Genomic DNA, 22,618 nt, shown 5'->3' on the forward strand with positions numbered 1-22,618 from the left:
CGCCGGTATGCGGGCGAAGGTTCGTACCTTCCTCCGCGAGTTGTCACAGATGGCCCCTTCGGGCGCGCGCAAGGGGCCATCTGTGACAACTCGCGAGAGAAAAGGGGGAGACGAGTTATCGGCGAGAGTACGCATGGGCGATGAGCGAGAGGTCGCAATCCGCCCCTGTGCCCGCGCTCTAGGCGTGGACCGCAACCTCTCGCGTGCCCGAACCGGAGCGGGCGGGCGACAATTGACACATGGCACGAGCGAGAATCGACGATCCGGCGGGACTGAGCGCTGTGCGCGCATGGGCGGGCGACCCGGATGCCGCGCCCCGCGACGTGCGCGCCTTGGCCGTGCGCTACACCCTGCAACTCCTCGCCGAGCGGGCCGAAGGCAACACGCTCGAGGTGCGGGTGCCGCCGTTTGGCGCCGTGCAGTGCATCGAGGGTCCCCGGCACACTCGGGGAACACCGCCGAACGTCGTCGAAATGGATGCCGCCACGTGGCTCGAACTCGCGACCAACCGTCTGGCGTGGTCCGACGGAATCGAGACCGGGCGCATCCACGCCTCGGGGCAGCGGGCCGATCTGTCGGGTGAGCTGCCGATCCTCTCGCCGTGAGCCTGAACGAGGAGACGACGGCAACGCAGGGCGATGGGTGTGAGCGGATGCCTGCAACGACGCCGACCCTGCCGACCCTGCCGACCCTGCCGACCCTGCCGACCCCGCCCACCCTGCCGCAGCGCCCCGAGCTGGGCGCGACACTCAGCGGGCAAGAGTTCGCGCGCTGGTATTGGACCAAAGACGAGCTCGCCGCCTTCGGCCGCACGCTCGGGCTGCCCGCATCCGGAGGCAAGATCATGCTCGCCGATCGAATCAGCGCGTTCCTCGACGGTCGGGCCCAATCGGCTGTCGTTCCGCGCCCGGCGTCCGGCAGACAGCTAAAGGAACCACTTTCTGCCCACACCGTCGTGCCGCGAGGCCAACGATGCAGCCAAATCCTGCGGGCCTGGTTCGCCGAACAGCTCGGGCCCGGTTTTCACTTCGATGCGCCGATGCGGGAGTTCTTCGCCGCCGCTGACGGCACCTCAAGGCTCGCCGACGCGCTCGACCACTGGGCGACCACCCGCGATGCGGCTGCTACCGACATCGCGCCGCAATTCGAGCTCAATCGGTTCGCCCGTGACTGGCACCAGAAGAATCCCGGCGGCGACCGAGAACAGATGCTGCTGGCATGGAAGCGACACCGGTCGCTGCCGACCGACATGCGCGACCGAGATTAGCTCGTCTAGCGATGAATCCGCTGCCTGATCAGTAGTATTCGTACATGCACACCCCTCGAATGGCCTCAATGATCGTCGCGGTGAGCGTGGCACTGACCCTCGCCGGCTGTGCTGCCGATGCCGAGCTCAGCCCGGTAAAACCGAGTGCGACGGCATCGACCGATTCTGGCGCATCCTCGTCGACAGCCACTCCAGGTGCGGGAGCCTCGGAAACGCCCACTGCCTCGACGCCGCCGGCGCCCGCCCCGCCCGAGGAGAGCGCTTCGCCCGAGGCGAGTGCGGCGACCTGTGAGAATCTCCTCGAACCCGCGAGCCTCGCGGAGTTTGCGGCCAGCACCTTCGGTCTCCCTGATCAGGAGGGCATCGATTCGTACGTGAACAAGATTCGCGGCGAGGGCAGCACACTCGCGCTCTTCGTAGACAACGGCGGGGTGCTCTGCCCGGTGACCAACGGAATGCGCGTCAGCGAAATGTATGGATTCTCTCCCATCGATGCGGAGCAGGCAGCCGCGCAGAAAGCGGAACTCGTTGCCGATGGATTCACCGCTTCACCGAGCGGTGATGGTGAGCTGTATAGCGATACCGCAGATCGCGAGGGGGCGATCTTCGTTTACCTATTCACTGACGGTCATTGGTATGCCGCGTATGACACCGTCCGATTGGACGAGATCGTCGCCAATTCTCCACTCGCCAGCTAGAAAGCGGGTTTCTCTCCCGTGAGGGGCCAAGATTTGCTAGTTGCGAGCGTCCGCGACTAGCAAAAGTTGGCACCTCACGGGCGGATGCTTCGCGCGAGCGGGCGAGCGGGCGAGCTAGGCGAGCTAGGCGAGAATCGCCGCGACCTCAGCGAGCGTCGGCATCGAGCTGGTGGCTCCCGCACGCGTGACCGACACCGACGAAGCGGTCGTTGCCCAGCGCACGGCGTCGATCATCTCGTCCTCGGTCGGGGCGGCGGTCTGGTCCGCACGCGCGGCCAAGCGCGCCACGAGCGAGCCGACAAAAGTGTCGCCCGCCGCGGTCGTGTCGATCGCCTTCACCGGGCGGGCCGGAGCGACTCCGAGCACAGTTCCGTTGTGTGCGATCACTGAACCCTGGGCGCCGAGGGTGACGATCGCCCAGGTGTTGCCGGCGCTCAGCGCCTCGGCTGCCTGCACCGGGTCGCTCTCGCCGGTCAGCTCGGTGGCCTCGATCTGGTTCGGCACGATCAGGTCGACCGACGCAAGAAAGCCATCGGGGAGCGGCATCACGGGTGCCGGGGTGAGCACAGTGAAGGCACCGGATGCCCGGGCAAGCGCGATTCCCTCGACGAGCACCGATAGCGGCAGCTCGCACTGCATCACGAGATAGCCGCAGCCCTCGATCGACGTGCGCTGCGCCTCGCTGAGCGTGGTGACCGTGGCATTCGCGCCAGACACGACGACGATCGAGTTCTCGCCGGAGTCGACAACCGAGATGTGCGCGGTGCCGGTGGGGGCATCCGTTGTGGCCAGACCGTCGGTGCGGATGCCCTCGGTCGCCATCAGTGCGCGGAGTTCAGCACCGTAGGCGTCGCTGCCCACCGCCCCCAGAAACTCAACCGAACCACCGAGTCGCGCCGCCGCGACGGCCTGGTTCAGGCCCTTGCCGCCGGGAACCGTGCTGAAGCCCGATCCGAAGATGGTCTCGCCGGGAAGCGGAAGTCGGGTCTGACGAACAACAAGGTCCATGTTTGCGCTGCCGAGCACGGCGATCGTAGTCATCCGGACAGTCTGCCAGTCACCCTGAGGAAATCGCATCCCGAGACTGTGCACACTCCAGACTGCGCCCCCTCACAGACACGAGACGGCCGGCCCGGCTTCAGCGCCGGCAGTCACCGCACGGGCCCAGGCACTGGCCCAGGCACCGGCCCAGCTGGGGCGACACTCATGCGACAATAGAACCGTGAGTTCTGCAGAACAGCCAGCACAGCCCGACACCCCCAACGAACCCGATCACACGGCTCCAGCATCCGGTGAATCGGTCGTCGGTGAGACCACAGTTCTGGTGCATCGCTCGCCGCGCTACTTCAACTTCATGCTGCTCGGCGCGATCATCGGCGCCATTGCCGCGCTCATTCTCACCGTCGCGTTCCCCGACAATCCCGACTTCGGCAAGACCCAGGTTTTCGGGTTTCTGCTGCTCGCCGGCCTGGCCGTCGGCGTTGCCCTCGGTTCTCTTGTCGCCCTGATTCTCGACCGACTCGGCCGCTCGCGCACCGTCGTCGTCGACAAGATCGTTGAAAAAGCTACACCTGCCGATCCGGCCCCGGATGCTGACCCCAGCACCCGTTCTTCCAACGAAAACTCAGAGTAAAGGGGCTGCGGCGTGCCTGGTGGCGACGGACTGTTAAGTCACGATCTTCTTCCCGGTGAGAAGGGCCCGCAGGATGCCTGTGGAGTCTTCGGAGTCTGGGCTCCCGGCGAGGAGGTGGCCAAGCTCAGCTACTTCGGCCTCTACGCCCTGCAGCACCGCGGCCAGGAATCGGCTGGTATCGCCACGAGCGATGGCAGCAAGATCCTCATCTACAAGGACATGGGACTCGTTTCCCAGGTCTTCAACGAGTCGGCGCTGAGCACGCTCCTCGGGCACATCGCCGTCGGGCACACGCGCTACTCGACGACCGGGTCGTCGAGCTGGCAGAACGCCCAGCCGACCCTGGGTCGCACGACCAGCGGCACCGTCGCACTCGGCCACAACGGCAACCTGACGAACACGGCCGAGCTGATGCAGCTCGTGCACGAGCGTTACCCGGAGGCCGACGGCGAGCTGCGTCGCGGAAACACCACCGATACCGCGGTGATCACGGCACTCCTCACCGGCGACACAGACCACACGCTCGAGCAGACCGCTCTCGAAGTGTTGCCGCGCCTGCGTGGCGCGTATTGCCTGGTCTTCATGGATGAGTCGACCCTCTATGCGGCCCGCGACCCGCAGGGTGTTCGCCCGCTGGTGCTCGGTCGCCTCGAGCGCGGCTGGGTCGTTGCGTCGGAGACCGCTGCCCTCGACATCGTCGGTGCGAGCTTCGTGCGCGAGGTCGAACCGGGTGAGTTGATCGCCATCGACGAGAACGGGCTGCGCACCCAACGCTTCGCCGCTTCCGACCCCAAGGGCTGCGTCTTCGAGTACGTCTACCTCGCCCGCCCCGACACCTCGATCGCCGGTCGTGGCGTGCACGAGGCCCGTGTGGAGATGGGTCGGAGACTTGCGGCGGAGCATCCGGTCGAGGCCGACCTCGTCATCCCGACTCCCGAGTCGGGAACCCCCGCGGCCATCGGCTACGCGCAGGCGTCAGGCATCCCGTTCGGCCAGGGTCTCGTCAAGAACTCCTACGTCGGTCGCACCTTCATCCAGCCCTCTGAAACCATCCGGCAGCGCGGCATCAAGCTCAAGCTCAACCCGCTCAAAGCGGTCATCAAGGGCAAGCGGCTGATCGTCGTCGACGACTCGATCGTGCGCGGCAACACCCAGCGCGCCCTGGTCAGCATGCTGCGAGAGGCCGGCGCCGCCGAGGTGCATGTGCGCATCTCGAGCCCGCCGATCACCTGGCCGTGCTTCTACGGCATCGACTTCGCTTCGCGGGCCGAACTCATCGCAACCGGTCTCGGTGTCGACGAGGTGCGTCAGGCAATCGGGGCCGATTCGCTCGGCTACCTGTCCGAAGACGGCATGATCGCCTCCACCGAGCAGCCGCGCGAACGCCTCTGCACGGCCTGCTTCACAGGTAACTACCCGATCCCGCTGCCCGACGCAGAGCACCTCGGCAAGAACCTGCTTGAGCGTCAGCCGGCATCAAACGGATGCGACCCCGGTCCAGACGCGGAGTTCGAGTCGTTGCTCGACCCGGCCCCTGCGGGTGTCACTGCCACCCCAGGGACACCCTCCCGTTCCATCGGCGACCCAGGAAGACAAGAATGAGCAACGCTTCATACGCCGCAGCCGGCGTCGACACCACTGCAGGCGACCTCGCCGTCGAACTGATGAAGGCGGCGGTCAGCCGCACCCACGGTCCCGAGGTGCAGGGCGGCTTCGGCGGCTTCGCCGGACTCTACGACGTCTCGTTTCTGACCAGCTTTCGCCGGCCGCTGCTCGCCACCTCCACCGACGGCGTCGGCACCAAGGTTGCGATCGCGCAGGCCATCGACAAGCACGACACCATCGGCCAGGACCTCGTGGGCATGGTCGTCGACGACATCATCGTGGTCGGCGCCCGCCCGCTCTTCATGACCGACTACATCGCCTGCGGCAAGGTCGTTCCCGAGCGCATTGCGTCGATCGTTGCCGGTATTGCCACGGCCTGTGCGGCCACCGGCACTGCGCTCGTCGGCGGCGAGACCGCAGAACACCCCGGTTTGCTCGGACCCGACGACTACGACGTGGCCGGCGCGGCCACCGGTGTCGTCGAGGCTGACGAGGTGCTCGGAGCCGAACGGGTCGAGAACGGCGATGTCGTCATCGCGATGGCCTCGTCTGGTCTGCACTCCAACGGCTACTCGCTCGTGCGCCACATCCTTGCCCAGCGCGGCGTGGGCTTCACCGACACCTCGGCCGAACTCGGCGGCGTCGTCGGCGAGGTGCTGCTCGAGCCCACCCGTCTCTACACCTCTCCACTGCTGCGCGTGCTGGCCGAGCCGTCGCTCGCCGGCGCCGTGCACTCGCTCAGCCACGTCACGGGTGGCGGCATCGCCGCCAACCTGGCGCGCGTGCTGCCGCTGGGCTCCTGGGTCGAGGTGGAGCGTTCCACTTGGTCGCCTCCCGCGGTCTTCCGCGTGCTCAGCGACATGGCCGGTTCCACCCTCGAAAGCTCAGAGGGCACCTGGAACCTCGGCATCGGCATGTTCGCCGTCGTCGCAGCGGATGCGGCGCCCGCCGTGATCGCGCTGCTGCAAGCCGACGGCATCCCGTCGTGGGTTGCCGGTCGGGTGTCGACCGAGGCGCGCGACTTCACCGGCTTCGAACAGGGCGCCAAGGGTGTCAACGGCGGCGCAGTGCGTCTGACGGGTTCGTTCGCCGGTTAGGACTCGGATTGGGCCCGCGCGAAAGCCGGGCCCGATCGAAGCCCATCGTGACGAGCAGCAGTGAGAGCGGGTCACGAAAACGGGTCACGAAAACGCCGAGCGTCGTCGCATGCGCTGCGACGCTCGGCGTTTCGACAAAGAACGACGTCGGTGATCTCGTCGTATGCAAACCGACGATGCAAACCGACGATGCAGACCGACTACGCGCGCTTTTGCTCGTCTTCGGGGGCGTAGTGGTCGACGTAGTCGTCAGACTCGGCCGGCTCGTACTCCGGCCACTTGGCTAGGTCTTCATCCAACCGATCTTCACCGAGCCGGCTTTCCCCGACCCGATTTTCACGGTTCAGAGGGTCGTCGGTCGGATGCCCCGTGAGCTCACGCTCAAGCGCGTTGTAGTTGGTGTCCGGGCTGAAATACTTCAGCTCACGGGCAACCTTGGTGTGCTTTGCTTTTTGACGGCCGCGCCCCATGCGTGACCCCCTTACGATGCCAGGCCAAGTGAGGCGATGCCACTTGGGATTTACCGAACCGAATGTATGAAAACTAACCGCTAGTTTAGCATGGTGGGCCCGAGGCCCCGCGGCAGTGGTGCGAATCTCAAATTGAGCGATAGGGGAGCGGTGACGAGCGAGCAAAGCGTGCCCGTCGTGATCATCGGCGCGGGCCAGGCCGGGCTCTCCGTTGCCTACTATTTGCGCCGGTTTGAGCTGGTTTCCGGGCGTGATTTCGTGATGTTCGACCGCGGGCCGGATGCCGGTGGCGCCTGGCAGCATCGGTGGGATTCGCTGCGGCTCGGCACGGCGCACCATGTGAACGACCTTCCGGGGATGGCCGAGCTGGGAATCAGCTTTGATACGGCCGACCGCTCGCTGCCGGCGAAGGATGTGGTCGCCGACTATTACCGCCGCTACGAGGAGCACTTCGAACTGCACGTCGAGCGCCCGGTCTCGGTGACCTCTGTGTTCAATCGACGCGCGGATCTCGTCGTGGCGTCGACATCGCCCGAACGGGGCGAACGCGAAACGTCGGCCCGACTTCTCGTGAACGCCACCGGAACCTGGGGCGCCCCCTTCGTTCCCTACTACCCGGGCGCGCACACGTTTGCCGGGCGCCATGTGCACACCGCACAGTATCGATCGGCGCAGGAGTTCGCCGGCCAGCGTGTCGTCGTTGTCGGCGGTGGAACGTCGGCGATCGGCTTTCTTCTCGAACTGGAGAATGTCGCGGCCGAGCTGACTTGGGCGTCCCGACGCCCGATCGACTGGGTGCACACCGAAGAACTCGACCTTGAGGGTGCGTCGGCGGCCGTTGCCGCGCAGGATGAGGCGGCCAGGAGCGGGCGCGCGCTCCCCAGCATCGTCAGTGGCACCGGTGTGCCCGTCAGTCGGCGTATCGCCGCCGGTATCGAACGCGGACTCCTCGTCACCCGCCCCATCTTCACCGCAATCGAACCGAACGGGGTGCGCTGGTCAGATGGCAGCTTCACCGAAGCGGATGCGATCATCTGGGCATCGGGGTTCAGGCCGGAGCTGCGGCACCTCGCCCCGCTCAAGCTGCGCGAGAAGGCCGGCGGCCTGACCGTCGGCGCCGGGGCATCCTGGACCGACCCACGCATCTTCTTGGCCGGCTACGGCCCGCAGGCGAGCACGATCGGAGCGAATCGGGCCGGCCGCATGATTGCTCGACAGATCGTGGCGCTACTCTAGCCGCTCCCGTTGGTCGAGGAGGCCGCCCGCGATCGGGTCGAGACCCCGTGAGCCAATCCTCAACCGCGACCCACGTCAAGAGATTGGCTCGCCCGGTCTCGAGCTTCCGGGCCGCTGCGCGGCATTGTGGTGGACGATTTGACCATTTCGGTGGTCGAGGAGCGAGCGCCAGCGAGTGTCTCGAGACCCGGTGAGACGACGTTCAAACGCAACCCACGTCAAGAGATCAGCTCGCCGGGTCTCGAGACGCGCGCTCCTTCGTCGCGTGCTCCTCGACCAACGAATTGGCCCGTCTGCCTATTAGTCACGGGCTCGCTTCGCTCGCTCGTTCCTCGACCAACGAAATGACGCGGCCTCCTCCGTCGGCTGCTCCTCGATCACCGAAGCGGCTCGACCACCGATCGGTTGGTCGAGCTTGCCGACCCCATTAGCCGCTCCGCGTGCCCGCCCCGGCCATCGGCATGTGTCTCAGGCCGATCGTTGGTGCTGCGCAGGTCGAGAACCGCGACGCCCACTGAACTCAATGGGCGTCGCGGCCTTCGGCCCTCGGATTGCGAAACGGGCCGACCACGGATGGCGCTGCGCGGGTTGAGCGCCGCCGCGCGGGTCGGAAGCCCGGCCGCTTTCAGGCGAAATACCGTTGCGCGGGTTCGATGCCGCGGCGCGCACTGGGGCCGGCGCGCGTAGCGGCGCCTGACCCGCGCGGCGGTAATGTGGTGGTCGAGCTCTCGAACGCAACAGCCGATCGCTGAACTTGGGTTGCGTTCGAGGGTCGGCCCGCTGGATCTCGACAGGCTCGATCACCGAAGCGGCTTGACCACCGAATCGGCTCGATCGCCGAAGCTCCTCGACCATCGAGATGGCGAGCAACACGCACCTACTTGCGCTTGCGCCTCCGCGACGCCGAGGGGCGCGACTGCGGCGGCGGCCCGGCCACAACGGTCACCGGTTTGTGCTCGCCCGGCGTCGGGGCGGCGGCCGGAGCCAGGGGCTTGCGAGGGATCGGGCGCGAACGCACCGGCTCGCCACGGCGATCCTGACCGGGAATCGGCCGTGACCGACGCCCGTAGATCAGCTCAGACGAGTCGAGCAGCCAGGGCACGAGCGCGATCGTCACGCCATGCACAAGCATCAGCTTCTGGCGGATGCGCCGGGCCTTGTGGTTGTGCAGCAACGACTCCCACCAGTGTCCGACGATGTAGATCGGGGTGTACACGGTGACGACCTCAGAGCCGTGGGCGGCACGGTGCTCTTTGACGTAGTTGATCAGCGGATAACTGATGTCGCGGTACGGCGATTCGACGATGCGCAGCGGCACCTGGATGTTCTGCTTCACCCAGTCACGCTTGAGCTGCTTCGTCTCTTCCTCGTCGATCGACACGTGCACGGCCTCGATGCTCTCGTGCCGTGCGGCGATTGCGTAGTCCAACGCCTTCAGCGTCGGCTTCTGCATCTTGCCGACGAGCACAATGGCGTGGTCGCCCTGCGCGCCGAAGGTGGTGACCGGGTCGACCTCGATCTCTTTGGCAACATCCCGGTAGTAGCGGTTCACGCCGAGCATGAGGATGAACAGCACTGGCATCATCACGAACACGAGCCAGGCGCCGTGGGTGAACTTGGTGATGGTCACGACGATCAGCACCACGAAGGTGAGCAGGGCGCCGACGCCGTTGATCGACAGGCTGCGGATGATGGAGCCACGGTTCGGCGGGTTCGTCTTCAGCAAGGCGAGCCAGTGGCGCACCATTCCGGTCTGACCGAGTGTGAATGACACGAAAACGCCAATGATGTAGAGCTGAATCAGCACCGTCAGATTGGCCTGAAAGACGATCAGGATGAGGCAAGCGGCCAAGGCGAGCAGCAGCACGCCGTTCGAGTAGATCAGGCGGTCGCCGCGGGTGCTGAGCGACTTGGGGGCGTAGGAGTCCTTCGCGAGTACCGAGCCGAGCAGCGGAAATCCGTTGAACGCCGTGTTGGCGGCCAACAGCAGCACGGCGGCCGTTGCCGCTTGCAGCACGTAGAAGAGCACGGTGTTGTTGCCGAACGTCGCCGCTCCGATCTGGGCGATCAGGCTGCGTTGCGGTGAGGTCGCGCAGTCGGTCCAGCCGATGAGGTCACAGGGGTTCTCGGCGTAATGCACGCCGGAGACAAGCGCGAGAGTCGTCAGGCCGATGAACAGCGTGACGGCGATGCCACCCATCAAGACGAGGGTCTTCTGCGCGTTCTTGATCTTCGGGCGGCGGAACGCGGGAACGCCGTTGGCGATCGCTTCGACACCGGTCAGGGCGCTACAACCACTTGCGAATGAGCGCAGCAGCAGCAAGATGAACGCCGCCTGGCCGAGGTTCTCGGCTTGCACGCCGTAGGCGGCCGACTCGGCGACGGGGGCGTCGCCGAGTGCGACACGGGTGAGCCCGACCACCACGAGCAGGCCGGCGCTGGCGATGAACAGGTAGGTCGGGATGGCGAACGCGGTGCTCGACTCGCGGATGCCGCGCAGGTTCGCCGCGGCGAGAATGATGACGAAGACGACGGCCATTTCGACCCGGATCGGGGCCAATGCGGGGAACGCCGAAATGATGTTGTCCACACCGCTGGCGATCGAGACGACGACGGTCATCACGTAGTCGACGAGCAGAGCGGATGCGACGACCAGGCCGGCCTTCTCACCAATGTTCTTCGAGGCGACTTCGTAGTCGCCGCCGCCAGAGGGGTAGGCCTTGATGAGCTGACGGTACGACGCGACGACGACGAGCATGAGCAGCACGACGACCGCGGCGACCCACGGGGTGAAGCTGAGCATCGCCAGACCGCCGATGGTCAGGATCATCATCAGTTCCTGTGGCGCATACGCGACGCTCGACAGTGCGTCACTGGCGAAAATCGGGAGCGCGAGGCGCTTCGTCAGCAGCTGGCCTTCGAGGTGTTCGCTCGGGAGCGGGTCGCCGATGATCCACCGTTTGGGGGACCGGTCTTCTAATGGTGGCGTTGCGCCCTCGTTTGTCACGAGGGACGACACTACTCCTGTGAAACTCGGAGAAAGGACGGAATTGGTAACAACTCGGGTATCGATTGCGACTCACCCGCACGGCGCGGTGGCGAAATAATCAGTCGCCCCGGCGTGTTGTACCGTTCGAGACTGTCACGCGATCGATGTCTGTGTCGCGCGCGTCGTGCGTTCGGTGCCGGAGTTTTGCGCCGCCCCGATGACTCGCCAGAGCGCGGATCGCAGGGTGGCGAGTTCGTCGATGCTCATGCCCAGCTGGTCGATGATGCGGGGTGGGATGGTCTCGGCCTCCGCGCGCAGTGTCAGCCCGGCATCGGTCAGCGACACGTCCAGCATCCGCTCGTCGATGCTGCTGCGCTCGCGGGTGACGAGGCCGGCGGCCTCCAAGCGCTTGAGCAGAGGGGAGAGGGTGGCTGGCTCGAGTTGCAGGGCGGAGCCGAGTTCTTTGACCGAGCGGGGGCTGCGCTCCCAGAGGGCGAGCATGACCAGATATTGCGGGTGGGTGAGGCCGTAGGGCTCCAAAATCGGGCGGTAGATCGCGTTGACGCTGCGGGAAGCAATGGCCAGGGCGAAGCAGACTTGCTCCTCGAGTTGGAGCAGGTTGGGCGCGTCCGTCGACATGGCGCCTCCGATCTATCGTGATTCGCAACCATCAGTATTACTTAGTACACTAACGATTATGGCACGAACGACAAATTCTTCGGGCGCCGGACGCAAACCTGGCGGGCTCACGGCGTGGGTCAACCGCACGCTCTTTCCGTGGATCGGGCCGCCGCCGCTCGGGCCCTACACGGATGAGCCGGAGGCCGAGGTGCGCGCGGCGAAGGCGCAGTCGGTGTGCCCGATGTGCGGCGAACTGATGAGCGTGCACGAGATCGACCGCTCGGGGGAGCGCACCCAGATTTATCACCCGACACCGGAGCAGGCGGCGGAGCGCCGGGCGGCTCTCGAGGGGGAGTAGCCCTTCCCCGTTGATCGAGGAGCGCCCGACGGAGTCGGCCGCGTCTATTAGGTATATGGCCTTTCGTTGATCGAGGAGCGCGCGAGCTTGCGAGCGCGCTCCTCGACCAACGGGTCACGCGGGTCGGGCGCCGCCGCGCGCGTTGGCGCCAACGGGCGCAGCGGCATCCGACCCGCGCGGCGGCAGGAGTGCTCTAGCCCAGCGCGCGCAGACGCGGCGCCAGATCGCGCTCGAACAGTTCGAGAAAGCGCTTCTGATCGTGTCCGGGGGAGTGGAAGACCAGGTGGTTCAGCCCGGCGTCAAGGTACGGCTTGATCAGCGACACAGCCTCGTCGGGATCTGACGAGACGATCCAGCGCTTGGCGACCTGTTCGATCGGCAGCGCGTCGGCTGCGGCCTCCATCTCGATCGGGTCTTCGATCGAGTGCTTCTGCTCGGGTGTGAGCGACAGCGGGGCCCAGAAGCGCGTGTTCTCGAGTGCCTGCTCACGATCGGTGTCGTAGGAGATCTTGATCTCGATCATCCGGTCGATGGCGGATGCGTCGCGGTCGGCCTGTTCTGCGCCCTCGGCAACTGCAGGGAGCAGTTTCTCGGTGTAGAGCTCCATGCCCTTGCCCGAGGTGCAGATGAAACCGTCGCCGGCGCGGCCGGCATAGCGAGCCACGACGGGGCCGCCGGCCGCGATGTACACCGGGATTCCCCCCTCCGGAACGTCATAGATCGACGCGCCCTTTGTCGTGTAGTACTCGCCCTCGAAGTCGACGCGGTCGCCGACCCAGAGCTGGCGCATGAGGTCGACCGACTCGCGCAGGCGAGCGAAGCGTTCCTTGAATTCGGGCCACTCGCCGGTGTAGCCGGTGGCGATCTCGTTGAGGGCTTCGCCGGTGCCGACGCCGAGCATGATGCGTCCCGGGTAGAGGCAGCCCATGGTGGCGAAGGCCTGGGCGATCACCGCGGGGTTGTAGCGAAAGGTCGGGGTCAAAACGGAGGTGCCGATTTGCACGCGTTTCGTGCGCTCGCCGACGGCAGTCATCCACGCGAGCGAGAAGGGGGCGTGGCCGCCGACGTGCCGCCAGGGCTGAAAGTGGTCGCTCACCGTGACGCTGTCGAGCCCGTGTTCTTCGGCCATGACGCCCAGTTCAACGAGATCGCGCGGCCCAAACTGCTCAGCCGATGCCTTCAAGCCCAATTTCAACACGGTGCCTCCACTTTGTTAATGTCGATGTCACTGTCGATGCTCCAGCGACAGCGCGCCGGTCAGCGCCGGTCAGCGCCTCGCTGCGCCTGTCTCTGAGACTACCGAGGATTGATCGAGGCCAGGATGCTGGAACGCACCGCATCGAGCTGGCGTCGCAGCTCAGAGACGGTGTCGGCGGGAACGCGGGAGCGGTACGCCGCGGTGCGAAGGTCGGCGCGCAACTGCTGCCGAAATTCGTTGAGCACCATGTCGGCTTCGTGCAGAGCGCGATTCGACTCGGTGTGCAGATTGCTCTCACTGTCCGAGCTCTTCGACTCGCTCTTGGCCTCGCGCGCTGCGGAGGCGAGGTCCGCACGCAGACTCTTCATCGCGGCATTCACGCCGGAACGCACCTCATCGGCCAGACGGCGCACCGAATCGGTGACCTCATTTTCGATGTTTCCGAGTTCGTCCAAGCGGGAAGCCAACTCCGCCCGACCGGCATCCGTGATCTCGTAGACGGTTTTGCGCCCGTCTGAGATCTTTGTGACGAGCCCTTCTTCTTCGAGCTTGGCGAGTCGGGGGTAGATGGTTCCGGCACTCGGGCTGTAGGTTCCGCCGAAGCGGTCGCTGAGGGCCTGAATCAGTTCGTAGCCGTGGCGCGGCTGCTCGGCCAGCAGGCTGAGCAGGTAGAGCCGGAGGCTGCCGTGTGAGAAGACTGGGGGAGTCATTCCGATGCTCCGCTCTCGCCGGAGGCCGACGTGTCGTGCGCACTCGACGTGTCATGCGCACTCGAGGTGTCGCTGGAGGAATCCGTCGTCGGTGCGCTCTGCTCGGCGTTGTAGGGGCGTCGCACGACCGAGACGTCGCCAGACACCGACTTCGCGTTGAGCTCGAGCCAGCTGCCAGAGAGGTCGCCGACGCTGGAGTCGTAGCCCTTGCCGAGGGTGCCGCGCACGGTGCGGTCATCGAGCTGCAGGGTGCCGGAGACGGTGTTGATGCGGTAGCGGGCTGCGACCTCGGCGCCGAGGCGCACGGTCAGATTGCCGCTCACCGAGTTGGTGTTGATGCGGTCTGGCACTCCGTCGATGTCGACGAAGACGTTGCCAGAGACCCCGTCGACACTGAAGCGACGGATGTTGCCGCTCACTGTCACATCGCCGGAGACTGTGTGTGCCGAGATGTCGCCCGTGTGGCTGCGCACCGAAAATTCGCCGCTCACGCTGTTCAACTCGAGGGCACCGGTGCTGCCGTCGATGACGATGTCGCCGGTGACGGTGCTGATGCGTGCGTCGTTGGCGAGGCCGGAGACGAGGGCATCGGCGGAGATGACCCCGAACTTGAGCGCGACATCGCGCGGAACCATAATGCTCACGTCGGCGCGCGCCGTTCCGCGGAACGAACTGAAAACCTCAATGAAGTTGTCCCAGCGCAGCTGCGGGTGGTCGATTTCGAGCATGTCGCCGTCCATCGAAATCTTGAGGTCCTTGCCGCTGACGCTGTGCACGGTCACGCGGGCGCCGGGCTCGTCGTGCCCGATCACATCCACTCGGCCGGCGATGAGGCTGACCTTGAGATGCCGCACCAGTTCGATATCGATGATTTTCGTCTGGCCGGGCGACACCAGCCACTTTTCGAGGGTCATTGTCTGCTCCTTCGGGGCATCCGACGGGCGGATGCTGAAATCTCATGTCCGATATGCAATCGACGCGATATATCGCGTCTTGCATATCTCACGATATATCGCGTCTGTCGAGTTCGCAAGAAGCTGGCGCGCCGGTCTGCAGCGATTCAGAACTAATTTGGCGGACTCTCTCCGGATGTCGGGTCTCGTCTCATGCTGGCCCCCGGATGAGGCTCAGCTGAGAACTCCCCTCTCCCTCAGCTCGCGCGCCTGCAGCACACTCCACGGACTGAACAGAAACGGTGTCGCCGCGGCGGCGTACAGGAAGTCCGACATTCGCACCCATTCCCAATCCATCACCTCGGAGGCAGCAGGACTCGGGTTGGCGGATAGCTCGGCGAAATAGACCGGGCACACCTCGTTCTCGACCATGCCATCGGGAGCCACCGCGCGGTACCGAAAGTTCGGAAGCACTGGGCGCACGGCGGCGGGCTCCACGCCGAGTTCCGAGACCATTCTGCGCCGGATCGCCTCCTCGAAACTTTCTCCCGGAGCCGGATGACCGCAGCAGGTGTTCGTCCATACGCCGGGCCAGGTCTGTTTCTCGAGGGAGCGCCGCGTGAGCAGCATCCGCCCGTCTGCGCCGAATCCGTAGCACGAGAACGCAAGGTGCAACGGTGTGTCTGCCCCGTGAACACGAGCCTTGTCCATCTCGCCGATCGCCGCGCCCGTCGCATCCAGGAGGACCACCTTCTCTGCGGCACGCGCCCCGTTCATCGCCCGGTTACCACGTGTGCCACCCCTGCCGCCTGCAAGATGAGGTCGCGGACGCCGGCGGCCGGCACCGTTTCTGACGCCGTATCCCAGAACGGGAGCTCCGCATCCGAGCACAGCAGCAGCGGAGTGTCAGCGTCGGAGCTGGGGAGTCGCCCATGCGTGCCGCGTACCCACGAGGGATCGAGCGGAACGACATTCATCGCGTAGCGCAGCCCCACCTTCTTTCGCAGGAGCCCCAGGCCGGCCTTCGCCTTGGCGAGCTTGTCGGCGGGGTCGAAGAACAGCTCCGCGGGGTCGTACCCAGGCTTGCGATGGATGTCGACAGCACGCGCGAACTCGGGTGCTTTGTCGTCGTCGAGCCAGTAGTAGTAGGTGAACCAGGCCCCCGGTTGAGCGATCACCACGAGTTCACCCGATCGTTCGTGGTCGAGGCCATACCGCGCCTGATCGGCGCGGTCGAGCACCTCGTCGACGCCTGGCAGGCGTCGCAGCAGGTCACGCACCCGGCTGACATCGCCAGGATTGGCCACATAGACGTGCGCAACCTGATGGTCGGCGACGGCGAAGGCTCGAGACGTCCAGGTATCGAGTTGCTCGCGTCCGGCCTGTGTGTACACCTCGAGCAGACCTTCGGAGCGGAGGGCGCGGTTGATGTCAACGGGTTGGTTCGCGGCAGCGATTCCGTACTCCGCGAGTGCGATGACGGTGGCCCCGGCGTCCCTCGCTTCGTCGAGAAGCGGCGCAAGAGCGGCGTCGAGTTCGGCGGCCGCGCGGTCGGCCGCTGGCGAGTCGGGGCCGAACCGCTGGAGGTCGTAGTCGAGGTGCGGCAGGTAGGCCATCACGAGGTCCGACTGCGACTCCCGCATGATCTTGCGTGTGGCGTCGATGATCCATCGACTTGAGCGGAGGGATGCCGTCGGGCCCCAGTACTGAAAAAGGGGGAACTCGCCCAAGGCATCCGTCAGCTCGTCGTGCAGGGCGGGCGGGCGAACATAGCAGTCCGGCGACTTGCGCCCGTCGGCGTGGTAGATCGGGCGGGGCGTGACGGTGATGTCGGTGCTCGCGCCCATGGCATACCACCAGCCGATGTTCGCGGCCGTGAAGTCGGGTCGCGCTCGGCGGGCCGTCTCCCACACTTTCTCCCCCTGCACGAGGGCGTTGTGTTGGCGCCAGAGATGCACCTCACCCTGGTCGCGGAAGTACCAGCCGTTGCCGACAATCCCGTGCTCGGCCGGAGACCGGCCGGTCAAGATCGTCGACTGCACGCTGCAGGTGACGGCCGGAAGCACCGTGCCCAGCTGGACCTGCGCGCCGGAGGCGGCCATGGCGCTGAGTCGCGGCATGTGCGCGAGGGTGCGCGCGGTCAGGCCGACCACATCGAGGAGCAAGACAGAGGTCATGATCGCACCCCCGCCAGGGCCGCGGCGGTCGTCTCGGCGGGCCCAACGGGCAGGGCGAGCAGCTCGGTCGCGGCCCAGCGTACCTCGCCGGCGATGCCGGCGACGAGGTCGTCCACGCCGTCGGGCAGCACGCTCCAGGTGTAGGTCTCGACGTCGAGGTGGGCCTCGTCCCCGTGAGGGATGCCCCTGACCGCGTCGAGCGCCGCGGTGAGTACATCGGTCGTGGCCGTCAGTGGCGCCCGCGGAGCGAGGTGGAGAGGCACGTGGAAGTGCACCCGCCACGGACCCCGGGCCGGCAACTCGCTGAGGGCCTCCGGGAGGTCATCGGCGGCGAGCACGCTTCCGTCGGCGGACAGCTCGCGGGTCTGGTGCAGGTAGCGCTGTTCGACGAAGTCGGAGACCGCGTCGCGGCTCTCCGCATCGGCCGGGTTGGCGACGTGCAGCGCCGCGGACGCCTGCACCTTGACCACCCGCAGGCCCGCGTCTGCGATCTGACGCACGGCTGCCGCTGGGTCGGCGAACGACACGGCAAGATGGCACGTGTCGAGGCAGACGCCGACGAACTCGGGGTCGATACCGTCGGTGCCGATGCGCGGCACGAGCCACTCGACGACATCGGCCACGCTGTCAAGCACGCAGCCAGGTTCCGGCTCGATGGCGATCCGTACCGTACGCCCCGTCTCCCGACGGAGGTCTCGCAGGCCGTCCGACACTCTCGTCAGCGCAGCGAATGCCTGTCGGTCGGCATCTTCCGTCCACGGCTCGCGCCAGCCGAGCGGGAGCGTCGAGATGCTGCCGGCCGCGCCCTCCGGCAAGAACGCGGCAAGGACGACGGCGCAATCCAGGGTGTATGCGGCCCGACGCGGGTCGGTCCAGTCCGGGAGGTAGACGTCGAGCTTCACGACGTCGGCGTGGAAGGCGGCGTAGGGAAACGCGTTGATCGTTCGGAGCACGAGGCCGTTGGCTTCAAGCCGCTGGCGCAGGTGTACCCTGTCCTCGGCGCTCTCGGCGAGCTGCCGGGCGAGGTCCGCGGGCAACCAGAGGCCGACACCGAGCTCGTGCAGGCCGGCCGACCTTCGGGCTGGCCCCGCGAACGCGTCGAGCTGCTCGAGCACGCCAGCAAGGTCCTCGGCCGGGTGCACGTTCGTGCAGTAGGAAAGCTCCATCAGATTCTCGCTCCTCGCAGTACTGAATTACCCTCGAATGTCACGCCTGCGGGCGGAGGTTCAGCCGCAGCGAACCCCGGCACCGGGTCGAGGTGCAGGCGACCACTCTGGCCGAAGAACGACACCGGGTTCTGCCAGAGCACGACGTCGACGTCGTGCTCGCTGAATCCGGCGTCGAGCATGGCCTGCCCGGTGTGACGGGTCTTGAGCGGATCGGAGTGCCCCCAGTCGGCGGCCGAGTTCACGAGCACTCGCTCGGTTCCGTATTCGCGCACGATCGCGACGAGGCGCTGCTCGTCCATCTTCGTGTCGGGGTAGATCGAGAACCCCATCCAGCATCCGCTGTCGGCCACGGCACCGACCGTCATCTCGTTGAGGTGGTCGACCACGACCATCTCGGGGGCGAGCCCCGATTCGCGCACGACATCGAGCGTTCGCGCGGTTCCGGCAGCCTTGTCGCGGTGCGGGGTGTGCACCATCGCCGGCAGGGAGAATGCGCGGGCCAGCGCGAGCTGCGCCGCGAACACCTCGTCCTCCTCTGGCGTCATCGAGTCGTAGCCGACCTCGCCGACCGCGACCACGCCGTCCTTGGCGAGGTAGCGCGGGAGCACGTCGAGAACGTCTCGGCACCGGGGGTCGTTGGCCTCCTTCGGGTTGAGGGCGATCGTGCAGTGATGCCGGATTCCGTACTGGGCGGCGCGGAACCGCTCCCAGCCGAGAAGCGAGTCGAAGTAGTCCACGAAGCTGCCAACGTTCGTACGCGGCTGGCCCAACCAGAACGCGGGTTCCACAACGGCGCGGACTCCCGCCTCGTACATCGCGACATAGTCGTCGGTCGTGCGCGAGCTCATGTGGATGTGGGGATCGAAGATTCGCATGGTCAGCCTCCCGGCCTGGTTGTGGCGGCGGCGAGCCGCGCGATGTCGTCACTGATGTCGCGGTGGGCCGCGCGCCGCTCGGCGATGAGGGCGGCGGCCATCCGCGCGAGCTCGGCGTCGCTGCGTCGTTCGACGTCGGACACCGCAGCGAGCGGAACACCCATGAAGACTGCTTTGAGTACGCCGTGGCGCCAGCCGTGCTGGTCGATGTGTCGGCCGCTGAACGAGCCGAGGGCCGCAGCGACCAGCCGAGGGTCGTTTGTTCGCAGCGCGTCGGCGACGAGTTCGAGGCCGGTCGTGACCACTGTATCCGCAAGGTGCGGCGCGGCATTGAGGCCCCGGAGAACCCCGCGGCGTTCGGCGTCGTCGCCGAAGTGGTAGAGCTCGCCGAGCATCCGTGCCGCGTCGTGTGGCGGCAGGGCCGCAAGCAGCGCCTGGACCAGCCGCTCCCGTGCGCGGTCGTCCGCAGTGCCGTGCACGAGGCCGAGGGGGTCCGAAACCGGATCGACCGGTTCCCGTCCCACCGCCCGACCGGCCGCGGGGAAGAGCCCGACAATCCGTTGGGGCTCGGCCTCCACCTCCCGCACGCCGTCTAGCACCCAGGTGTTTGTCATCGTGCCTCCCATGCCCGGTGGAGCGACCCCATGCTTCGGGCCGCAACGCCCGGCGCATCGTGCGAGTGGCGTGGCAGTTCCACGGCCGCTATGCCCCGGTATCCGATGTCGTGCAATGTGCTGAGCGCCGCGGTCAGATCGAGTCGGCCGAGGCCCAGTTCGAGGTGCTCGTGCGCCCCTGGCAACATGTCATCGACCTGCACGTTGACCAGCAGGTTCCCGGCCGCGCGCAGGGCATCGACGACGCCTCCCGGTTCAACGGCGACGCAATGGCCGAGGTCGACCGTGATCCCGAATGCGCGCGGGGCACCGAGCTCCTGGCGCAGCTGTAGCGCGTCCGCGACGGTTTCGACGAGCATGCCGGGCTCCGGTTCGAAGCCGAGCGCGACGCCGGATGCGTCGGCGTACTCGACGACACCGAGCATTCGCTCCCGCAGCATTCGCCATCCCTCCGTCGGCGTGACGTCGTCAGGCAGCACGCCGGACCAGAGCGACACGCAGTCGGCGCGGAGCACCGCTGCGATGTCGATGGCGCGGCGCAGGAACCGCATCCGAAGTTCGGCGTCGCGGTCCACGAGCGTGGGTCGGTGCTTGACGAATGGGTCGAGCAGGTAACGGCTACCCGTCTCGACGACCACGGGCCAGCCCAATTCATCGAGGCGGTGCCTCAGCCGGGCCGCATTGTCCAGCGCGTCATCGGCGAACGGGTCAAGGTGCGGGTGGCCGAGGGTTAACGCCAGCGCCCCGTATCCGCTTGTTTCCAGCACGTGCACGACGTCGTCGAGGGTGTGGTCGGCGAAGCCGTTGCTGCCATAGCCCAGGCTGAAGCTCGCCGTGGGGAGCGGACCCGCGCCCTGCGCGGTGGCTTCGAATGCGATCGTCACGTCAGGTCTCCCGCGGTGCGCCGTGCGGAGAGCGCGCGACGTGCCTGGTCAACGACCGCGAGGGCCGCGGCGGGGGCGAGAGCACCAGTACGGGCAACGAGGGCCGCCTGAAGGGGGATCATCGCCCCGATGCCCGCGCGCGTGGCAGTTCGCACGTTCGCCGCGGAGGGTTCGGCGAGGGTAGTGAGCTGGCTGGGCAGCGTCGCCGCGAGATACGCGGCCGCGCCTATCGTGCCGCCGACCGCGGCCATGGTGCCGGAACGCCGTCCGGCCGCCGCCGACCGGCCCGTCGCGGCGGTCGAGATGCCGCCGACAAGCGCGGCACCCAACGCAGTCAGCACCGTGACGCCGATGCTCACCCGGGCAGCCCAGGTTGTGCCGCCGTGAACCTCGCCGCTGGACTGCGCCGTGATGCCCGCAGTGTGAAGCGCGATCAGGCCAGCAGATGGCAGGGCTGCATAGGCGCCACCAGCGCCCAACAGCACGTCGAGCCCCCGGCAGGCCGCCATCGAGAGTGGCCCGGCGGCCGTCGACTTTGCCGCGAGGTTGTAGAGACAGATCGCCCCGGCCAACGGCACGGCGACGGTCAACGCCCGGCGGCCGCCGCCCGCGGCGGCGAGGCCGAGACCCGCCACGAGGCATCCGCCCGCCACGGCGAGAGCCTGCCGGGGCGAGATTCGCCCCGACGGGATGGGCCGCTCCGGTCGCTCGAGCGCATCCAACGCCCTGTCAGCGTAGTCATTCATCGCCATGCCACCGCTGTAGAGAAAGACGGATGCGACGGGCAATAGCCAGCGGCGGGGTCCGAACGGGAGGGCGGCGGCGTGCGCTCCAACCATTGTGTCGCCCAGAACGGTGAGCGCGGCCGGCGCACGCACGAGCTCGAGCACATCGGAGACGGCGCTCACAGCACGGTCGCCGAGGACCTCGCCCACTCGTGGAGCTCCGTCGACTGCTGTGCGAAGTCGTGCACGTCGCTGCCCCACGGATCCTTAAAGAAGAACCCCAGCTCGGCGATCGGGCCAGCCTGTCCGGTGGCGCTCGCCAGGGCGAGCAGTCGGGCGAGATCCAGCACGAGCGGTGCAGCGAGCATCGAGTCGTAGGCGCTCCACGTGGTCTGCAACGTGATTCGCGAGGACAGGAAGCCCTCTGCGTGCACGTGGTCCCACGCCGTCTTGATATCACCGAGGTCGGGCACATTGTCGATGTGGAGCGGGGTGACGACGTGTTCCCCGACAAGGCTCTTGAGTCCGCGGGTTTTCGAGGCCAGCTTGCTGCGCACTGCCTCCGGGTCGGCGAGGGTCGCACCGTCCCCGCCGCCGAGCAGGTTCGTTCCCGCCCACGAGAGCACGCGCATGCCCCGAGCGGTGAACATCGGACCGAGCACCGTTCGCAGGAGCGTCTCGCCCGTCTTCCCGTCCTGCCCCGCGTAGGGGATGCCTGCCCGTTCCGCGAGGTCGCGGAGCACGGGGAGCCCCATGCCGGCCGACGGCGTGAAGCACGCGTAGGCGCTGCCCGATTCGATCGCCGCGAGCGCCGCGACGGCGCTCGGCGGCAACACGGCCTTCCTCGGGTCGGCCAGTGCGGCCGCGAGAAGGGCGGGGTCACTGTACTCGCCGCGGTCGGCCGGCAGCGGCTCCGTCGACGAGACGTCAATGACGACGACGCGGCCGAGGGCGTGGCGTTCACGGAACGAGACGATGTCTGCAGCCAGGCGTCGCACCACGTCGATCTGCGCGCCGGCGTGACGGGTCGGATCGTAGCCGGGGCGGATCTCCGCGTCGTCGCGCTTCAGCTCGTCGTGCACCGCAGCGACGTAGCGCGGCGGGATCATGCCCGAGTCGGCGAGCTGCGCAGCGCGCTCGGCGAGGGTGACCGTGCTGACGTCGTGTCCGCCCAGCACGAGGTCGGCGAATCGGGGCAGCGGCACCCACCCGAATGCATCCCCGGCCGTCGCGCAGCCCGTTGGCGGGGCGATCTCGGTCGCGAGCGCGTGCAGGCCAACCGCCACTGTGGTGCCTACCGACCCACGTGCCCCGATCAGCCACAAGCCGACGCGGCCTCTCGTCCATGCGGAGTCGTCCGTCGAGTGAGGCAGGGCGGGATCGGCGATCATGGTCATTT

The 22,618-nt window shown here is 67.0% G+C and carries 23 protein-coding genes; 8 read left to right on the forward strand and 15 right to left on the reverse strand.

Annotated elements, in window-relative coordinates; translation table 11 throughout:
- The first annotated feature begins 239 nt into the window (after positions 1-239).
- Genes ABD791_RS14690 through ABD791_RS14700 form a run of 3 tightly spaced genes read left to right on the forward strand, consistent with a single transcriptional unit; the run spans position 240 to position 1,965 of the window.
- Positions 240-605, forward strand: coding sequence for a sterol carrier family protein (locus ABD791_RS14690; RefSeq protein ID WP_345068068.1), 366 nt, complete (start codon positions 240-242; stop codon positions 603-605).
- Positions 602-1,267 carry an SAP domain-containing protein gene (locus tag ABD791_RS14695; protein WP_345068070.1) on the forward strand — a complete coding sequence of 222 codons (666 nt, stop codon included), beginning with the start codon at positions 602-604 and terminating at the stop codon, positions 1,265-1,267. The genes ABD791_RS14690 and ABD791_RS14695 overlap by 4 nt, the downstream gene beginning before the upstream one ends.
- Positions 1,268-1,311: 44 nt before the next feature.
- Positions 1,312-1,965 carry a hypothetical protein gene (locus ABD791_RS14700; protein WP_345068072.1) on the forward strand — a complete coding sequence of 218 codons (654 nt, stop codon included), beginning with the start codon at positions 1,312-1,314 and terminating at the stop codon, positions 1,963-1,965.
- Positions 1,966-2,088: 123 nt separating this feature from the next.
- On the opposite strand, the gene ABD791_RS14705 is transcribed toward ABD791_RS14700, so the two are convergent.
- Positions 2,089-3,006: a ribokinase gene (locus tag ABD791_RS14705; RefSeq protein ID WP_345068074.1), complete on the reverse strand. Its 918-nt coding sequence runs from the start codon at positions 3,004-3,006 to the stop codon at positions 2,089-2,091.
- Positions 3,007-3,187: 181 nt separating this feature from the next.
- On the opposite strand from ABD791_RS14705, the gene ABD791_RS14710 reads away from it, so the two are divergent.
- From ABD791_RS14710 to purM, 3 genes are read left to right on the forward strand one after another with little or no spacing between them, the layout of a single operon-like run.
- Entirely contained in the window at positions 3,188-3,598 is a 411-nt protein-coding gene (locus ABD791_RS14710) for a hypothetical protein (protein ID WP_345068075.1), read from the forward strand.
- A 12-nt stretch (positions 3,599-3,610) separates the two neighbouring features.
- Positions 3,611-5,200, forward strand: coding sequence for an amidophosphoribosyltransferase (gene purF, locus ABD791_RS14715; protein WP_345068077.1), 1,590 nt, complete (start codon positions 3,611-3,613; stop codon positions 5,198-5,200).
- Positions 5,197-6,300: a phosphoribosylformylglycinamidine cyclo-ligase gene (gene purM / locus ABD791_RS14720; protein ID WP_345068079.1), complete on the forward strand. Its 1,104-nt coding sequence runs from the start codon at positions 5,197-5,199 to the stop codon at positions 6,298-6,300. Before purF ends, purM begins: the two co-directional genes overlap by 4 nt.
- 200 nt (positions 6,301-6,500) lie before the next feature.
- On the opposite strand, the gene ABD791_RS14725 is transcribed toward purM, so the two are convergent.
- Positions 6,501-6,770 (reverse strand): DUF3073 domain-containing protein, encoded by a 270-nt coding sequence (locus ABD791_RS14725; protein WP_345068080.1) that lies wholly within the window; start codon positions 6,768-6,770, stop codon positions 6,501-6,503.
- 132 nt (positions 6,771-6,902) lie between these two features.
- Between ABD791_RS14725 and ABD791_RS14730 the strand changes: the two genes are divergently transcribed.
- Positions 6,903-8,006, forward strand: a complete 1,104-nt coding sequence (locus ABD791_RS14730; RefSeq protein ID WP_425562258.1) for an NAD(P)-binding domain-containing protein — start codon at positions 6,903-6,905, stop codon at positions 8,004-8,006.
- Positions 8,007-8,883: 877 nt separating this feature from the next.
- Here the strand turns inward: ABD791_RS14730 and ABD791_RS14735 are convergent.
- Both ABD791_RS14735 and ABD791_RS14740 read right to left on the reverse strand, forming a co-directional pair.
- On the reverse strand, positions 8,884-11,013 hold the full coding sequence (locus tag ABD791_RS14735) for an APC family permease (RefSeq protein WP_345068082.1): 2,130 nt from the start codon (positions 11,011-11,013) through the stop codon (positions 8,884-8,886).
- Positions 11,014-11,148: 135 nt separating this feature from the next.
- Positions 11,149-11,634 carry a MarR family winged helix-turn-helix transcriptional regulator gene (locus ABD791_RS14740; RefSeq protein WP_345068083.1) on the reverse strand — a complete coding sequence of 162 codons (486 nt, stop codon included), beginning with the start codon at positions 11,632-11,634 and terminating at the stop codon, positions 11,149-11,151.
- 58 nt (positions 11,635-11,692) lie between these two features.
- Between ABD791_RS14740 and ABD791_RS14745 the strand changes: the two genes are divergently transcribed.
- Entirely contained in the window at positions 11,693-11,974 is a 282-nt protein-coding gene (locus tag ABD791_RS14745) for a hypothetical protein (RefSeq protein ID WP_345068085.1), read from the forward strand.
- Positions 11,975-12,167: 193 nt separating this feature from the next.
- Here ABD791_RS14745 and fgd read toward each other — a convergent pair whose 3' ends face one another.
- The 11 genes from fgd to ABD791_RS14800 all read right to left on the reverse strand — a co-directional run bounded on the left by fgd (position 12,168) and on the right by ABD791_RS14800 (position 22,616).
- Positions 12,168-13,172 carry a glucose-6-phosphate dehydrogenase (coenzyme-F420) gene (gene fgd, locus ABD791_RS14750; RefSeq protein WP_345068087.1) on the reverse strand — a complete coding sequence of 335 codons (1,005 nt, stop codon included), beginning with the start codon at positions 13,170-13,172 and terminating at the stop codon, positions 12,168-12,170.
- A 98-nt stretch (positions 13,173-13,270) separates the two neighbouring features.
- Entirely contained in the window at positions 13,271-13,882 is a 612-nt protein-coding gene (locus ABD791_RS14755; protein WP_345068089.1) for a PadR family transcriptional regulator, read from the reverse strand.
- Entirely contained in the window at positions 13,879-14,796 is a 918-nt protein-coding gene (locus ABD791_RS14760; protein WP_345068091.1) for a DUF4097 family beta strand repeat-containing protein, read from the reverse strand. The genes ABD791_RS14755 and ABD791_RS14760 overlap by 4 nt, the downstream gene beginning before the upstream one ends.
- A 213-nt stretch (positions 14,797-15,009) precedes the next feature.
- Entirely contained in the window at positions 15,010-15,552 is a 543-nt protein-coding gene (gene idi / locus ABD791_RS14765) for an isopentenyl-diphosphate Delta-isomerase (protein ID WP_345068093.1), read from the reverse strand.
- Positions 15,549-16,952, reverse strand: a complete 1,404-nt coding sequence (locus tag ABD791_RS14770; RefSeq protein ID WP_345068095.1) for an alkaline phosphatase family protein — start codon at positions 16,950-16,952, stop codon at positions 15,549-15,551. The genes idi and ABD791_RS14770 overlap by 4 nt, the downstream gene beginning before the upstream one ends.
- Positions 16,949-18,118 (reverse strand): metabolite traffic protein EboE, encoded by a 1,170-nt coding sequence (gene eboE, locus ABD791_RS14775; RefSeq protein ID WP_345068097.1) that lies wholly within the window; start codon positions 18,116-18,118, stop codon positions 16,949-16,951. Before eboE ends, ABD791_RS14770 begins: the two co-directional genes overlap by 4 nt.
- Positions 18,118-18,996 carry a TatD family hydrolase gene (locus ABD791_RS14780; RefSeq protein WP_345068098.1) on the reverse strand — a complete coding sequence of 293 codons (879 nt, stop codon included), beginning with the start codon at positions 18,994-18,996 and terminating at the stop codon, positions 18,118-18,120. The genes eboE and ABD791_RS14780 overlap by 1 nt, the downstream gene beginning before the upstream one ends.
- 2 nt (positions 18,997-18,998) lie before the next feature.
- Positions 18,999-19,610 (reverse strand): EboA domain-containing protein, encoded by a 612-nt coding sequence (locus tag ABD791_RS14785; RefSeq protein ID WP_345068100.1) that lies wholly within the window; start codon positions 19,608-19,610, stop codon positions 18,999-19,001.
- Positions 19,607-20,494, reverse strand: a complete 888-nt coding sequence (locus ABD791_RS14790) for a sugar phosphate isomerase/epimerase family protein (protein ID WP_345068102.1) — start codon at positions 20,492-20,494, stop codon at positions 19,607-19,609. Before ABD791_RS14790 ends, ABD791_RS14785 begins: the two co-directional genes overlap by 4 nt.
- A complete protein-coding gene (locus tag ABD791_RS14795) occupies positions 20,491-21,429 on the reverse strand; it encodes an SCO3242 family prenyltransferase (RefSeq protein ID WP_345068104.1) in 939 nt (312 codons plus the stop codon). The genes ABD791_RS14790 and ABD791_RS14795 overlap by 4 nt, the downstream gene beginning before the upstream one ends.
- On the reverse strand, positions 21,399-22,616 hold the full coding sequence (locus ABD791_RS14800; RefSeq protein ID WP_345068106.1) for an inositol-3-phosphate synthase: 1,218 nt from the start codon (positions 22,614-22,616) through the stop codon (positions 21,399-21,401). Before ABD791_RS14800 ends, ABD791_RS14795 begins: the two co-directional genes overlap by 31 nt.
- Positions 22,617-22,618 lie beyond the last annotated feature (2 nt).

This window comes from Glaciibacter kafniensis (assembly GCF_039538945.1).
Lineage (GTDB): Bacteria > Actinomycetota > Actinomycetes > Actinomycetales > Microbacteriaceae > Cryobacterium > Cryobacterium kafniensis.

Excerpts from the sequence above, each read along its gene's own strand:
- ABD791_RS14690 (WP_345068068.1), top strand. The coding sequence starts at position 240 with ATGGCACGAGCGAGAATCGACGATCCGGCGGGACTGAGCGCTGTGCGC.
- ABD791_RS14700 (WP_345068072.1), top strand. The coding sequence starts at position 1,312 with ATGCACACCCCTCGAATGGCCTCAATGATCGTCGCGGTGAGCGTGGCA.
- ABD791_RS14705 (WP_345068074.1), bottom strand. The coding sequence starts at position 3,006 with ATGACTACGATCGCCGTGCTCGGCAGCGCAAACATGGACCTTGTTGTT.
- purM (WP_345068079.1), top strand. The coding sequence starts at position 5,197 with ATGAGCAACGCTTCATACGCCGCAGCCGGCGTCGACACCACTGCAGGC.
- ABD791_RS14725 (WP_345068080.1), bottom strand. The coding sequence starts at position 6,770 with ATGGGGCGCGGCCGTCAAAAAGCAAAGCACACCAAGGTTGCCCGTGAG.
- ABD791_RS14740 (WP_345068083.1), bottom strand. The coding sequence starts at position 11,634 with ATGTCGACGGACGCGCCCAACCTGCTCCAACTCGAGGAGCAAGTCTGC.
- ABD791_RS14745 (WP_345068085.1), top strand. The coding sequence starts at position 11,693 with ATGGCACGAACGACAAATTCTTCGGGCGCCGGACGCAAACCTGGCGGG.
- ABD791_RS14755 (WP_345068089.1), bottom strand. The coding sequence starts at position 13,882 with ATGACTCCCCCAGTCTTCTCACACGGCAGCCTCCGGCTCTACCTGCTC.
- ABD791_RS14760 (WP_345068091.1), bottom strand. The coding sequence starts at position 14,796 with ATGACCCTCGAAAAGTGGCTGGTGTCGCCCGGCCAGACGAAAATCATC.
- idi (WP_345068093.1), bottom strand. The coding sequence starts at position 15,552 with ATGAACGGGGCGCGTGCCGCAGAGAAGGTGGTCCTCCTGGATGCGACG.
- ABD791_RS14770 (WP_345068095.1), bottom strand. The coding sequence starts at position 16,952 with ATGACCTCTGTCTTGCTCCTCGATGTGGTCGGCCTGACCGCGCGCACC.
- eboE (WP_345068097.1), bottom strand. The coding sequence starts at position 18,118 with ATGGAGCTTTCCTACTGCACGAACGTGCACCCGGCCGAGGACCTTGCT.
- ABD791_RS14780 (WP_345068098.1), bottom strand. The coding sequence starts at position 18,996 with ATGCGAATCTTCGATCCCCACATCCACATGAGCTCGCGCACGACCGAC.
- ABD791_RS14785 (WP_345068100.1), bottom strand. The coding sequence starts at position 19,610 with ATGACAAACACCTGGGTGCTAGACGGCGTGCGGGAGGTGGAGGCCGAG.
- ABD791_RS14800 (WP_345068106.1), bottom strand. The coding sequence starts at position 22,616 with ATGACCATGATCGCCGATCCCGCCCTGCCTCACTCGACGGACGACTCC.